The 13,495-nt window shown below is 72.7% G+C and carries 12 protein-coding genes; 7 read left to right on the top strand and 5 right to left on the bottom strand.

The window, feature by feature from the left end; genetic code table 11:
* The first annotated feature begins 39 nt into the window (after positions 1-39).
* Genes OIU81_RS33270 through OIU81_RS33260 form a run of 3 tightly spaced genes read left to right on the top strand, consistent with a single transcriptional unit; the run spans position 40 to position 2,377 of the window.
* The gene (locus OIU81_RS33270; RefSeq protein WP_329331492.1) at positions 40-192 is read left to right on the top strand and encodes a hypothetical protein; all 153 of its coding nucleotides are present in this window, start codon (positions 40-42) and stop codon (positions 190-192) included.
* Positions 192-1,397 (top strand): acyl-CoA dehydrogenase family protein, encoded by a 1,206-nt coding sequence (locus OIU81_RS33265; protein ID WP_329153802.1) that lies wholly within the window; start codon positions 192-194, stop codon positions 1,395-1,397. Before OIU81_RS33270 ends, OIU81_RS33265 begins: the two co-directional genes overlap by 1 nt.
* Positions 1,397-2,377, top strand: a complete 981-nt coding sequence (locus OIU81_RS33260; RefSeq protein WP_329155534.1) for an acyl-CoA dehydrogenase family protein — start codon at positions 1,397-1,399, stop codon at positions 2,375-2,377. Before OIU81_RS33265 ends, OIU81_RS33260 begins: the two co-directional genes overlap by 1 nt.
* Positions 2,378-2,415: 38 nt before the next feature.
* Here OIU81_RS33260 and OIU81_RS33255 read toward each other — a convergent pair whose 3' ends face one another.
* On the bottom strand, positions 2,416-3,021 hold the full coding sequence (locus OIU81_RS33255) for a PadR family transcriptional regulator (RefSeq protein ID WP_329153800.1): 606 nt from the start codon (positions 3,019-3,021) through the stop codon (positions 2,416-2,418).
* 284 nt (positions 3,022-3,305) lie between these two features.
* Here OIU81_RS33255 and OIU81_RS33250 point away from each other — a divergent pair, with 284 nt between their 5' ends.
* From OIU81_RS33250 to OIU81_RS33240, 3 genes are all read left to right on the top strand, one after another.
* A complete protein-coding gene (locus OIU81_RS33250; protein ID WP_329153799.1) occupies positions 3,306-5,537 on the top strand; it encodes an FUSC family protein in 2,232 nt (743 codons plus the stop codon).
* Between the two features lie 215 nt (positions 5,538-5,752).
* The gene (locus tag OIU81_RS33245; RefSeq protein ID WP_329153798.1) at positions 5,753-8,299 is read left to right on the top strand and encodes an ATP-dependent Clp protease ATP-binding subunit; all 2,547 of its coding nucleotides are present in this window, start codon (positions 5,753-5,755) and stop codon (positions 8,297-8,299) included.
* 8 nt (positions 8,300-8,307) lie between these two features.
* Complete coding sequence (locus OIU81_RS33240; RefSeq protein ID WP_329153797.1) at positions 8,308-8,805, top strand: DUF6328 family protein; 498 nt, start codon at positions 8,308-8,310, stop codon at positions 8,803-8,805.
* Positions 8,806-8,909: 104 nt separating this feature from the next.
* Here OIU81_RS33240 and OIU81_RS33235 read toward each other — a convergent pair whose 3' ends face one another.
* Complete coding sequence (locus tag OIU81_RS33235; RefSeq protein WP_329153795.1) at positions 8,910-9,914, bottom strand: hypothetical protein; 1,005 nt, start codon at positions 9,912-9,914, stop codon at positions 8,910-8,912.
* A gap of 441 nt (positions 9,915-10,355) precedes the next feature.
* Here OIU81_RS33235 and OIU81_RS33230 point away from each other — a divergent pair, with 441 nt between their 5' ends.
* Positions 10,356-10,547, top strand: coding sequence for a DUF6381 family protein (locus tag OIU81_RS33230; protein WP_189095244.1), 192 nt, complete (start codon positions 10,356-10,358; stop codon positions 10,545-10,547).
* 159 nt (positions 10,548-10,706) lie between these two features.
* Here OIU81_RS33230 and OIU81_RS33225 read toward each other — a convergent pair whose 3' ends face one another.
* The 3 genes from OIU81_RS33225 to OIU81_RS33215 are packed head-to-tail and all read right to left on the bottom strand — an operon-like array spanning position 10,707 to position 13,465.
* Positions 10,707-11,741: an ABC transporter substrate-binding protein gene (locus OIU81_RS33225; protein WP_329153793.1), complete on the bottom strand. Its 1,035-nt coding sequence runs from the start codon at positions 11,739-11,741 to the stop codon at positions 10,707-10,709.
* Positions 11,742-11,787: 46 nt separating this feature from the next.
* Entirely contained in the window at positions 11,788-12,660 is an 873-nt protein-coding gene (locus OIU81_RS33220; RefSeq protein WP_329153791.1) for an ABC transporter permease, read from the bottom strand.
* Positions 12,650-13,465 (bottom strand): ABC transporter ATP-binding protein, encoded by an 816-nt coding sequence (locus tag OIU81_RS33215; protein ID WP_329153789.1) that lies wholly within the window; start codon positions 13,463-13,465, stop codon positions 12,650-12,652. The genes OIU81_RS33220 and OIU81_RS33215 overlap by 11 nt, the downstream gene beginning before the upstream one ends.
* Between the last annotated feature and the right edge of the window lie 30 nt (positions 13,466-13,495).

Raw genomic sequence — 13,495 nt, 5'->3', positions numbered from 1 at the left:
ACGTTAATCTACCAAACACTTGTTAGGGAAGGAGTGCGGATGCCCGCTGCCCACGACGACGAGCCCCTGCCCGGCGCACGCCACGCACCACCCGCCGCCCTCCCCCGCCACGCACCACCCGCCCCCCTCTCCCCTCACGGACCGCGCGCCCGCACCGTGCCGCGGCCGTCCGGCGGACGGGCGGCGGTGTGATGGACCTCGAATTCACCGCCGCGGAGCGGGAGTTCCGGGCCGAGGCCCGGTCCTGGCTGGCCCGCCACGTCCCCGACGCGCCGCTGCCGTCGCTGGAGACCGCCGAGGGGTTCGCCGCCCACCGGGAATGGGAACGCCGGCTCTCCGCGGACCGCTGGTCGGCCGTCTCCTGGCCCGAGGAGCACGGCGGCCGCGGCGCCTCGCTCCTCCAGTGGCTGATCTTCGAGGAGGAGTATTACGCGGCGGGCGCCCCCGGGCGGGTCAGCCAGAACGGCATCCACCTCCTCGCCCCGACACTCTTCGCGCACGGCACCGACGAACAGCGCGCCCGCCTCCTCGGCCCGATGGCACGCGGCGAGGTCATCTGGGCGCAGGCCTGGTCGGAGCCGGAGGCGGGGTCGGATCTGGCGTCGCTGCGCTCCAGAGCCGTACGGGCCGCCGGCGGCTGGCGCTTGAGCGGGCAGAAGACCTGGTCGTCCCGGGCCGCCTTCGCCGACCGGGCCTTCGGGCTGTTCCGCAGCGATCCGCACACCCCCCGGCCGCACCAGGGCCTGACGTATCTCATGTTCCCGTTGGACGCACCGGGCGTGACGGTACGTCCCCTGGGCCGGCTGGACGGCAAGCCCGCGTTCGCCGAACTCTTCCTCGACGAGGTGTTCGTGCCCGACGCGGACGTCATCGGCGAGCCGGGGCAGGGCTGGCGGGCCGCGATGAGCACCGCCGGCAACGAGCGCGGCCTGACGCTGCGCAGCCCGGGCCGCTTCACCGCGGCCGCCGAGCGGCTGGCCGCGCTGTGGCGTGCGGCCCCCGAAGCGGTCGCCGGGCCGCTGACCGACCGGGTCGCCGACGCGGTGATCGGCGCCCGCGCCTACCAGTTGTTCGGCTACGCCCAGGCCTCCCGGCTCACCGCCGGGGACGACGGCACGCCCGCCCGTACACCGCCGGGAGCGGGCGATCTCGGCGCCGCCTCCAGCCTGAACAAGGTCTTCTGGTCCGAGCTGGACATCGCCCTGCACGAGACCGCCCTGGACCTGCTCGGCCACTCCGGCATGCTCACCGATGACGCCGGGGAGGCGCCCGCGCAGGGGCGTTGGGCCGAGGGCTACACCTTCTCCCTCGCCGGGCCGATCTACGCCGGCACCAACGAGATCCAGCGCGACCTCATCGCCGAGCGGCTGCTCGGCCTGCCGAAGGGACGCCGGTGATGCGGTTCCTCCTGAGCGCCGAGCAGCGGGAGTTCGCCCGCGCGCTGGACGGCATGCTGACGGCGTCGGACACACCGGCCGTGGCACGGGCCTGGGCGGAGGGGGACCACAAGCCGGGTCGCGCGCTGTGGGCGCGGCTCGCCGAGTCGGGCGTGTTCGGGCTCGCGGTGTCCGCGCGGTACGGCGGGATGGGACTGCTGCCCGCTGAACTCACCGTCGCTTTTCATGAGTTGGGGCGCCACGTGGTGCCGGGGCCGCTGGTGGAGACGGTGGCGGCGGCCGCGTTCCTGGAGCGCCTCGGTGCGGGGGCCGCAGCCGGGGAGTGGCTGCCGCGGATCGCCGCGGGCGAGGCCGTCGTCAGCCTGTGCGCCGACGGCCCGTACGCCCTGGACGCGGATGCCGCCGACGCCGTCCTGGTCGTCGAGGGCGACACGGTGCGCCGCGCCGAGGGCCATGGCCCCGTGCAAACCTCCCTCGACCCGGCCCGGCGGCTGTTCCGCCCGCTCGGCGGGGCGGTGTTCGCCCACGGCCCGGAGGTGACCGCGGCCGCCGCACACGCCCTGGACCTCGCGCGGCTCACCACCGCCGCACAGTCCCTCGGCCTGGGCCGCGCCCTGCTGGCGCAGACGGTCTCCCACGTCACGCGGCGCACCCAGTTCGGGGTGCCGATCGGCTCCTTCCAGGCGGTCAAGCACCGGCTCGCCGACACCCTCATCGCGCTGGAGTTCGCCCAGCCGCTCGTCCACGGGGCGGCGCTGGCGCTGGTCGCGGGCGCGCCGTCGGCCGGCCGGGAGGTGGCCGCGGCGAAGGTGGCGGCGGGCGAGGCCGGTCACGCGGCGGCGCGGACGGCACTGCAGCTGCACGGCGCCCTCGGATACACCGAGGAGCCGGCCCTCTCCCTGTGGATCCGCAAGGCCCGCCCGCTGCGCGACGCCTGGGGAACACCGGCCGACTGCCGCCGCCGCGTCCTGGCCGCCTGACCGGGCCGGGCCTCGGGCGCCGGGCCGCTGCCGGGCGGCTACGGCCGCCGGCCGTCCCGCTCGTCGAGATCGGCGAGCATCGCATCGGCCAGATCCCGCTCCGCGGCGTAGTACCGCTGCGACCACTTCAGGACGAGCGAGGGATGGGCCCAGGCCTCCCCGGTGCGGGCGTCCGCCCCGTCCACCTCGGCGCGCCGGCGCATGGTCTCCGCGTACTCCCGGTGCCGGCCCAGCACTTCACGCATCCGGTCGGCCTCCAGCAGATGGCCGAGCCACAGCCGCAGCATCACCCCGTGCTTGAGGACGGGAGGTTCCACGGGCGCCTCGCGCGCCCAGTGGCGGACCGCCGTCATCCCCTCATCGGTGATCACATAGACCCGTTTGTCGCGGTGGCCGGTCTCCTGGGCGACGCTCCGCGCGCTGACGTAGCCGGCCTTCTCCAGGCGCTTCAGCTCGCCGTAGATCTGACTGAAGGACGGGCTCCAGTAGAAGAAGCGCAGCGACCGGTCCGACCATTTCTTGAGGTCGTAGCCGGACAGTTCGTCACCGAAGGAGAGCAGTCCGAGCACCGCCCAGCCGGTCGCCGGCAGTGCCGGTTGCTCCGCCTCGCCGGTCTTCTCCGCATCCGCCCGCTTCTGCGTCACGGTCGGCAGTGTACGGTCACCACCCGTCCGGCACCGGAGCGGACTTCGCCAACTCCCCTTTGCCGGCGCGGGGCCGAGTGGCCCGGGGCCCGCGCCCGAGCCCGCACGACGGAGGGCGGGCGGGCGGGCGACGGCCGGACGGGTCCGCCGGACGAGCCACCGCGTATGACGTCGGCGCACGGGACGGGCAGCCGAACGACCGAGCCCCGGCCCGGCACCCGCCGCTCCCCCGGTCCGGCCGCCCGCACGGTGCAAAGCCGGACCCGCTGGCCAATAGTGGAAAGGTGAACCCGCAGCAGGGGACCTCCCCGCCGTCCGGTCCGCGGCGTCCGGCCGGCGGACCCGTCCGGGCACTGCTGCGCAGACTGCGCTACCTGCGGGAGCACGGCGCACACGGCCTGCGCGCACACCGCTCGGTGGTCGGCAACGCCGTCCGGGTGACGGCCGCCTCCTGCGTCGCCTTCTACCTCTGCCGCTATGCGTTCGACCTGACCGCGATGTCCGTGTACGCCACCTTCACCGTGGTGTCGCTCGGTGCGCTCGCCCGGATCCCCGGGTCGGGGCGGCAGCGCGCCGCGACCACCCTCATGGCGATCCCCGCCGGGCTCGTGCTCATCACGCTGGGCACCCTGCTCGCCGTGCAGACCTGGTCGGCCGTCCTCGGCATGCTCGTCATCGGCTTCATGGTGGCGTACGCGGGCACCACCGGACCGCGGATCGCCGGGGCGGCCCCCGGCATGCAGCTGCTCTACATCCTGCCGTGCTTCCCGCCGTACGCCCCGCAGGATCTGGTCCAGCGGCTGACCGGTTTCCTGCTGGGCGCGGTCCTGCTCGCACTGGCGCAGCGGTTCCTGATGCCGGAACCGCGGACCCCGCCCTTCCGCCGGCTGCTGGCCGATGCCGCCGACGCCGCCGCGGCCCTGGCCGACCACCACGGCGGGCCCACTCCCGTGCAGGCGCTGACCCGGGCCCACCGGGCCGGGGAGGCGCTCCGGCCGTCCGGTGTGCCGCCCGCCGACATGCCCGCCTCCCCCACCCTCACCCACAAGGCCATGGCGCACGCCGCCGAGGCCGTCCGCACACTGCTGGCCCGGCTGGACACCCTGCACACCGCGACCGGGCCGCACCGCACGTACCACCCGGAGACGGTCGCCCTGCTCCGGCGCATCAGCGCCGCCGCGCGCGGCACGGCGGAGGCACTGCGCCGGGGCAAGCGGCTGCGGCCCGGCGAGGGGCCCTCGGCCGCGGCCCTGCAGGAGGAGCTGACCCCCGTCCGCGCCCACCGGGCGGTGGCCACCCTGGACCGGCTGGGCGCCGACGACCGGCTGGTCTATCTGCGCCGCCGGTCACAGGTGGTGCAGGCCGCCGACTGCGCCGTGGTCCTCGTGCTGGCCACCCGGCTGCTGCTCGGCGACCGGACCGTCGACCGGAGCCCGGCCGGCCACAGCTTCGCGTACGCGCGGGTGCACGTCACCCGGCTGTGGTGGCAGCGGCTGACCCTCCACCTCACCCCCCGCTCGGTGATCTTTCAGAACGCATGCCGGTTCGCGCTGGGCCTGGCCGCGGCGCGGGCCATCGCCGGGGTCCTGGACCTGCAACACGGCTTCTGGGTGCTGCTGGCGACGCTCACCCTCACCCGCACCACCACCCTGGAGACCTGGTCGGCGGTGCGGCAGGCGCTGCTGGGCACCCTGGTCGGCGCGGTGCTGGCCGCCGGGCTGCTGGTGGTGGTCCACGACCGGGACACGGTGTACGCGGTGATCCTGCCGCTGGTCATGCTGCTGGCGTTCACCGCGGGGCCGCTGCGCGGGCTGGCCTGGGCGCAGGGCGGGTTCACACTGGTGGTGGCCACGCTGTTCGCACAGGTCACCCCCTCCACCTGGCAGCTGGCCCCGGTGCGGCTGGTGGATGTGCTGGTCGGCAGCGTCATCGGGCTGGCCTGCGGTCTGGTGGCCTGGCCGCGGGGCGCGGGCCGCGAGGTGCGCCGGAGCATGGCGGCCCTGTGTTCGGCCATCGCCGATGCCATCGGCCAGACCACCACGGAGGTCGTCGAACGCGTCGGCAGCACCGACATCTTCGCCGTCAACCGGGCCCTGATCCTCGCCCGGGAGAGCCTGGCCCAGTACCAGTGCGAGCCGCGGGAGGATCCCGCCGGGCAGCCGGACTGGCCCGCGGTGCTGGTCGCCGGGGCGGAGGCGCGGCGCGGCGGGCGGCTGCTGCCCGGCCGGCCCGGCCGGATCGTGCCGCACGAGGTCGGCGCCTGGCTGCGGCACGCGGCCGACAGTACGGCGGCCGACTACCGCGCCCTCGCCGACCGCCTCTGCGCCGACCACGATGCGCCCCACGACCAGCCCCAACCCCTCGACATCCGCGCCCTGTTGGCGCTCACCCCGCCCGTGCCGCACCACGGCCCGGACCAGGCGCGCCGCGCGGTCTCCGCCGCCCTCCTCCTCGACTCGGTGATCTGGCTCGATGCGCTCAGCAACGATCTGAGCCGCATCCACCGGGAGATGTGAGGCCGGTTCCGTGCGCCGCGGGGCGGGTGCCGTTCCCCGGCTCCGGCCCGGTCCGGGTGCGGACGGGGGTGTTGCCCCTGATCCTGAAGCAGTGGAGCCGTGTTGTCAGCTGTGGCGTCGCGTCTCCCGGGCGACCGCCAGGGCAGGGCCCACCGCACAAGGAACCCGGCAAGGCAGCAGGCCGCGGGAGCGCCGCGGCAGCGGAACGGACGCACATGAGCAATGGATTCATGGGTCCGGAGGGTTACGGCCCGGACTCTTTCGGTGACTTCCTCGCGCGCTTCTTCGGCGGTGGACCGTCCACGAACGGCGAGGGCGGCAAACCCGCGCCACCGCAGGCCGATATCGCCCGCATGATGAGCGGTCCCGCCCGGGACCTGGTGACCTCCGCAGCCGCTTACGCCGCCGAGCACGGCAGCCCGGAACTCGGCACCGAGCACCTGCTGCGGGCCGCCCTCGGCGCCGAACCGACCCGCAGCATGCTCCGGCAGTCGGGGGCCGACCCCGACGCGCTGGCCGCCGAGATCGACCGCAGCGCCGGTACGGGGCCCAAGCAGCGCAGCGTGGCGGTCACCCCCGCGGTCAAGCGGGCGCTGCTGGGGGCGCACGAGCTGGCGCGGGACAACGGGGCCTCGTACATCGGCCCGGAGCATGTGCTGGACGCCCTCGCGGCGAACCTGGACTCGGCCGCCGGGCGCATTCTGAACCTCGCCCACTTCGATCCGCAGGCCACCCCGCAGGGCGGCCACGGGCCGCAGCACACCGGAGCCGAGCACGGCGCCGCACCGAAGCACGACACCCCGACCCTCGACAAATACAGCCGCGATCTGACCGACCTGGCCCGGGCGGGCCGGATCGACCCGGTCATCGGCCGCGCGGAGCAGATCGAGCAGACCATCGAGGTGCTCTCCCGGCGGGGCAAGAACAACCCCGTGCTGGTCGGTGACGCCGGAGTCGGCAAGACCGCGATCGTCGAGGGCCTGGCCCAGCGCCTCGCCGACGGGGACGTCCCCGAGACCCTGGCCGGCCGGCGCGTCGTCGCCCTGGATCTGACGGCCGTCGTCGCCGGCACCCGCTACCGCGGTGACTTCGAGGAGCGGATGAACGCCATCATCGAGGAGGTCCGGGCGCACCCCGGCTCGCTGATCGTCTTCATCGACGAGCTGCACACGGTCGTCGGCGCCGGCGGGGGCAGCGGGGACGGCGGTTCCCTGGAGGCCAGCAATATGCTCAAGCCCGCCCTGGCACGCGGGGAGCTGCACGTCATCGGGGCCACCACCCTGGAGGAGTACCGGCGGCACATCGAGAAGGACGCCGCGCTCGCCCGCCGTTTCCAGCCCATCCTGGTGCCCGAGCCGAGCGTCTCCGACACGGTGGAGATCCTGCGCGGTCTCCAGGACCGTTACGAAGCCCACCACCAGGTCCGCTACACCAACGAGGCGCTGCTCGCCGCGGTCGAGCTCGCCGACCGCTACATCGCCCACCGGTTCCTCCCCGACAAGGCGATCGACCTGATCGACCAGGCGGGCGCCCGGGTGCGGCTGCGTTCGGGCGCCGCGGCCACCGACGTACGCGAGCTGGAGCGCGAGGTGGAGCAGCTGGCCAGGGACAAGGACCAGGCGGTGGCCGCGGAGCAGTACGAACGGGCCACCGAGCTGCGCGACCGGATCGCCGAACTCACCACGCGGATCGGGGCCGAGCGGGGGGAGCCGCCGAGCGACGGCCGGATCGTCAAGGTCGGCGCCGAGGACATCGCCGAGATCGTGTCGCGGCAGACCGGTGTGCCCGTGAGCAGCCTGACCCAGGAGGAGAAGGAGCGGCTGCTGGGCCTGGAGGGGCAGCTGCATACCCGTGTGATCGGGCAGGACGACGCCGTCACGGCCGTCTCCGAGGCGATCCTTCGGTCGCGGGCCGGCCTGGCCGACCCGAACCGTCCGATCGGCAGCTTCCTCTTCCTCGGCCCGACCGGCGTGGGCAAGACCGAACTGGCCCGCGCGCTCGCCGAGTCGCTGTTCGGCAGCGAGGAGCGCATGGTGCGGCTGGACATGAGCGAGTATCAGGAGCGGCACACCGTCAGCCGGCTGGTCGGTGCTCCCCCCGGATACGTCGGCCATGAGGACGCGGGCCAGCTGACCGAGGCGGTGCGCCACCACCCCTATTCGCTGCTGCTGCTCGACGAGGTGGAAAAGGCGCACCCCGATGTCTTCAACATGCTGCTGCAGGTCCTCGACGACGGGCATCTGACCGACTCCCAGGGCCGCACGGTCGACTTCAAGAACACCGTCATCGTGATGACCAGCAACCTCGGCTCCGATGCGCTCAGCGGCAGCCGCGGCGTGCTCGGCTTCGGCCCGGACGCCTCCGGGGCGGAGGCCGGCGACGGCGCGCGGGAACGGGCGCTGGGCTCGCTGCGCGACCACTTCCGCCCGGAGTTCCTCAACCGCCTCGACGAGATCATCGTCTTCCGCCGGCTCACCGATGACCAGCTGCGCCAGATCACCGGTCTGCTGCTCGACGGGACCAGCCGCAGACTGCACGCCCAGGACATCTCCATCGAGTTCACCCCCGGCGCCGTGGACTGGCTCACCCACCGCGGCCACCAGCCCGAATACGGGGCCCGGCCGCTGCGCCGCACCATCCAGCGGGAGGTCGACAACGCGCTCTCCCGGCTGCTGCTCGACGGCGCGCTGTCGGCCGGGGACGAGGTCCACGTCGAGGTCAAGGACAACGAGCTGGCGTTCCGTACCGGAGTGAAGAAGTAGGAGGCCCGGTGCGAGCGCTGGGGCCGCGTGACACCTCGCCCGGCCGCAACGAGACGCCGGAGGAGCGATCCGACCGGCGGTGGACCGAGCTGCTCCAGGAGGTGCGGGTCATCCAGACCGGTGTGCAGATCCTCTTCGGCTTTCTGCTGACCGTCGTCTTCACCCCGCGCTTCGCCACGCTCGAACCGGCCGACAAGGCCATTTACGTGACGACGGTGCTGCTCGGCGCGGCCACCACGGGCGCGCTGGTCGGCACGGTGACCTTCCACCGGCTGGTCGCCGGACACCGGCTCAAGTCCGAGACGGTGCTGTGGGCCTCACGCCTGGCCCTGGTCGGGATCGTCCTCCTGCTGGCGACGGTCACCTCCGCGCTGCTGCTGATCCTGCGCATCGCGATGCACAACTCCGCCGTCCCCTGGGTCGTCGCGGGGCTGGTCGGCTGGTTCATGATCTGCTGGTTCGCGCTGCCGGCGTGGATCCTGCACCGGTACTCGTCCAAGGACTGAGCGGGCGGCACGGGCCGGGCCCCGCCATGCGCTGCCACGGGCGCGGGCCGGGCCCCGGTCAGGGTCCCGGCCCGCGCCCGTGCCGGCCGTTGCGCCGTGGGCGCTCACGCACCCGCGGCGGCCTGGCCGACGCGGCGCGGCCGGCTCAGCAGCGCGGCGCCCGCGAGGCCGGCACTGGCGATCGCCAGTGCCACGGCGAGCATCTCGGGCCACATGCCGGTGTCGCCCAGGCCACTGCCCAGCGGGGCGAAGACTCCGGCCCGGGACAGCGCGTGCAGGGCGATGATGATCATTGCCCCGGCGGCACACGCCGTCCAGACCAGGGCGGTGTCACGCATCACCAGCAGCCCGGCCAGCATCAGATAGATGACGGCGATGGCCATCGAGAGTCCGGCCACCGCGGGAGCGCCCTGCAGATGCGAGGCGTTCACCGGCAGATGACCCAGCCCGCACAGCGCGAGGGCCGCGGCCGCCGGCCAGCGCAGCACGGACCGCAGCACGCCGGGGACCGCGTAGCCCGGCTGGCGGGGCGACTCGGCCGGGGTGGACCACGGGCCGCCCTGCGGCATGCCGGCCGTCCGCTGTGCCCACGGCGGGCGGTTCGGCTGCGGGGGGTGGAGCGGGTTCTCGCGCTGTCCGGGGGCGATCGGCTGGCCGTCGCGGCCCAGGGGGCGGACGTCGGGGTCGAGAAGGTGCATGGACGCGGTGGGCTCCGGTTCGCCGTACCCACCCGGGCCGCCGGAGCCGCCGTGGCCACCGGGACCGGGCGGGAAGTGGTCGGCCATGGGGTAGCCCTCGCCGCCGGCCTTCGTACGGTCGAACAGCTCGATCAGCTGGGCGACCTCCTCGACGGATCTGTCGGTGGCCACCGCGCGCAGTGCGTCATTGCTCGATTCCGCGGTGTGCGGAGTGGCTCGGAGCATGTCGAAGAGCGCGGCGACCTCGCTCACGGGACGGGAAATGACCGCCATGCGCAGCGCTTCATCGCCGGGGTTGGGAACGTCGCCACTGCGCTTGAGCAGTTCCACGAGGGCGGCGACTTCCTCCAAGGGCCGATTGGTGACTGCCTCCCACAAAAGGGTGCGGGCGGAGTTTTTCTCAGGGGTCATGGGCGGAAAGTGCTCGCCGGTTCCTGTCGAGGACAGTTCGGCGTCGCCCCCACAAAGAGCTGGTTCGGATGACATGGAGGGACTCCACTGAACGAGGGGGAGCGTCAAACACCAGAAGCGCTGACGCTCGGCGGACTGTGCGCGTGCTGTGATTCAGCCAACGTCCCTACGGGCCGCCCCCGCCATTCAGGAAGGCCATCCGGTGGAGACACGCCGGGACGCCCGGGCGTGCCGCGGTTCCCGGCCGCGGACCGGCGGGCCCGGCCGGGTACGCGGAGCCCGCCCGGACCGGCCCGGCGGCGCGGGTACACCCGCCCCTCCGCCGGTGCGCCCAACGGCGGTACCTCCGTCCTCACGGAGGGTGACTCGTCGGGGTTGCTGCGGGCTGCCGGGCCTGATTCGCTGGTAATGCAGCTCTCCCACCCCGTCCAAGGAGAGATCATGAGCCCTAGCGGAGAATCTCGCGGACGAATCCAGCAGATGCGCGACAAGGCCCAGGAATTGCAGGCGGCAGCGGAACGCGCCGGCGATCCCGAGGAGCGCAAGCGGCTCCAGGAGAAGGCACGCAGGCTGGCGTCCCAGAGCGAGCAGGAAAGCGGAATGGCCAGCGGAGACATCTACCCCGCCGAGTGAGGCCAGGACGGCCTCGCCGGACAGCGGACCGGAAACGGACCGCATACAGCGGACGGGACACGGCCTCGCGCCGTGTCCCGTCCGCTGCATTCCACCGTATTCCGCTGTCTTCCGTCCGGGGCGGGGCGGGGCGGTCCGTCCGGTGCGGCCCCCGGCCGGTCAGCCCTGCTTCTTGACGAATTCGGTGGTGTAGGTCTTCTTCAGGTCGACCGTGGCGTTCTTGAGGTTGGGGTTGAAGGCCTTCAGCACCCGCTCCACGGTCGCCGGGCCGTCGGCCGGCATCACCCCGTCCTTGGTGAACATCGGCAGGGTGTCCTTGATGGCCTGGGCGTACAGCTTCTTGCCGCCCTGGGCGTAGTCGGCCGGCATCTTGGCGGCGATCTGCTCGGCGGTGTGGGTGGACATCCACTTGAGGGTCTTCACGAAGGCGCGGGCCAGCTTGTGCACGGTCTCCTTGTGGCTGTTCGCCCAGTCGGTGTTCATGTACAGGCTGGAGGAGGGGTAGGGCCCGCCGAGCGCCTTCCGGGAGCCCTCCGGGGTGCGCATGTCCAGCAGGACCTTGCCGAGGTTCTTGTCCACGAGCTGCGCGACCGTCGGGTCCGTCGTCATCCCCCCCTGGATCGAGCCCTGCTGGAGGGCCGAGAGGAAGGTCTGGCCGGCGCCGACCGCCACCGGGGTGAACTCGTTGGTCTGCACCCCGTTCTTCACCGCGAGGTACTTGGTCAGGAAGTCGGTGGACGAGCCGAGGCCGGTGACACCGAGCTTCTTGCCCTTGAAGTCCTTGGGCGAGGTGAGGTCGCCGGCCGCCTTGTTCGACACCACCTCGACCTCACCGGGGGCGTGCGCGAGCTGCACCACCGATTCCACCTGCTTGCCCTTGACCTGGAGATCGAGGGTGTGGTCGTAGAAGCCGACGACGCCCTGGACGTCACCGGAGACGAGCGAGGTGGTGGCCTGCACACCGGCCGGTTCGGTGAGCAGGGTGACGTGGAGGCCCTCGTCCTGGAAGTAGCCGAGCTGCTGAGTGAGTCTGGCCGGCAGATAGATGACCTTGTCGAGGCCGCCCACCATGATCTTGATCTTGCCGTTGTTGTCGTCGGAGCCGGCGGCCGAGGAGCCGCCGCACGCGGTGAGCGTGGTCAGGGTGAAGGTGGCGGCGGCCACGGCGGCCGAGATCTTCAGTGCAGTGCGCATGGTCACGTCCTTGTGAGGGGCAGGCAAGAAGGAGCAGGTGGGCGGGTCAGCGGCCGTCGCCGGCGTCGGCCGGCTTCCAGCGGAAGAGCCGACGTTCGAGGAAGGCGAGCAGCCCCTCGGCGAGCAGGGCGACCACGGCGAGGATCAGCATGGCGGCGTACACCCCGGACGCGTTGAAAGTGCCCTGGGACGCCGCGACCAGCAGGCCCAGGCCCTTGGTCGCGCCGATGTACTCGCCGACGATCGCGCCGATGAGCGCGAAGCCGAAGCTGACGTGCAGGCTGGTGAAGATCCATGAGGTGGCGGAGGGGATCACCACCTGGAGGGTGACCTGGCGGTTGCTCGCACCGAGGATCCGGGAGTTGGCGACCAGGTCGCGGTCGACCTCCCGTGCGCCCTGGAAGGCGTTGAAGAAGACCGGGAAGAAGACCAGGACGACGGCCGAGGCGACCTTGGAGGCCGGTCCCAGGCCGAACCAGATGAGGAAGATGGGGGCCAGGACGATCCGCGGGAGGGCGTTGAGCACCTTGATGTACGGGCCGAGCACATCGGCGAGGAAGCGGATCCGGCCCAGCGTGATCCCCAGCACCACCCCGCCGAGGACGCCGATGACCCAGCCGAGGAGCGCCTCGTAGAGCGTGTACCAGACCTGCTCCCACAGCGAGCCCTGCGGAGTGCCGTGCAGCGCCCACTGGACCGTCTGGTCCCAGATCTTCGAGGGCATCGAGAAGTTGAAGGGGTCGATGACGGCGGCGCGGGCCAGCCCCTCCCACAGTCCGATCAGCCCGACCAGCAGCAGCACCCGGGCGCCGTACACCAGGAACGTGTGGTTGCGGGCGGCGCGCGCCCTGGCCTGCGAACGGTCGCTGCGGCCCGGCGCGGTGCGGGACGCGGCCGGGGTGACGGTCTCAGGCGACATGTGCGGCACCCCTTTCGCGGGTGATCCGGACCTCTTCGCCGAGCGAGGACCAGATCTCCCGGTAGATCTCCAGGAACCGCGGCTCCAGCCGGATCGACTCGACCTTGCGGGGGCGCGGCAGATCGACCGCGAAGACCTCCTTGACGGTCGCCGGGCCGGCGGTCATGACCACGACCTTGTCGGCGAGGGCGATGGACTCCTCCAGGTCGTGGGTGACGAAGACGACGGAGGCGCCGGTCCCCGACCACAGCTCCAGCAGTTCGTCCGACATCAGCGCCCGGGTCTGCACATCGAGGGCGGAGAACGGCTCGTCCATGAGGAGGAGTTCGGGGTCGTTGACGAAGGTCGCGGCGAGGGCGACGCGCTTGCGCTGCCCGCCGGAGAGCTGATGCGGATAGCGGTCCTCGAAGGACGCCAGTCCGACCCGGGCGAGCCAGTCCCGCGCCCGCTCCTTGGCCTCGGTCTTGGGGACGCCGCGGAACCGCGGGCCGGCCATCACGTTCGACAGCACCGTGCGCCAGGGGAAGACCGCGTCCTGCTGGAAGACGAACCCGATCTTGTCCCCGATGCCCCGGACCGGCTCACCGGCGACCAGCACCTCGCCCTCGGTCGGCTCCTCCAGCCCGCTGACCAGGGTCAGCGTGGTGGACTTTCCGCAGCCGGTGGGGCCGACGACCGCGACGAACTCACCGCGTTCGACGACCAGGTCCAGATCCCGTACGGCAGTGTGCAGCGCCCCCGAGGGAGTCCGGAATGCCTTGCTCGTACCCCGCAGCTCGATAGCGGGGCTCGTATGCCTGTTCATGAGCCGGGAGGCTAGGAGTGACCGGGGCCA

The sequence above is a fragment of the Streptomyces sp. NBC_01454 genome (assembly GCF_036227565.1).
In the GTDB taxonomy this organism is placed as follows: Bacteria; Actinomycetota; Actinomycetes; order Streptomycetales; family Streptomycetaceae; genus Streptomyces.
This window is presented reverse-complemented; position numbering and strand designations above follow the sequence as displayed.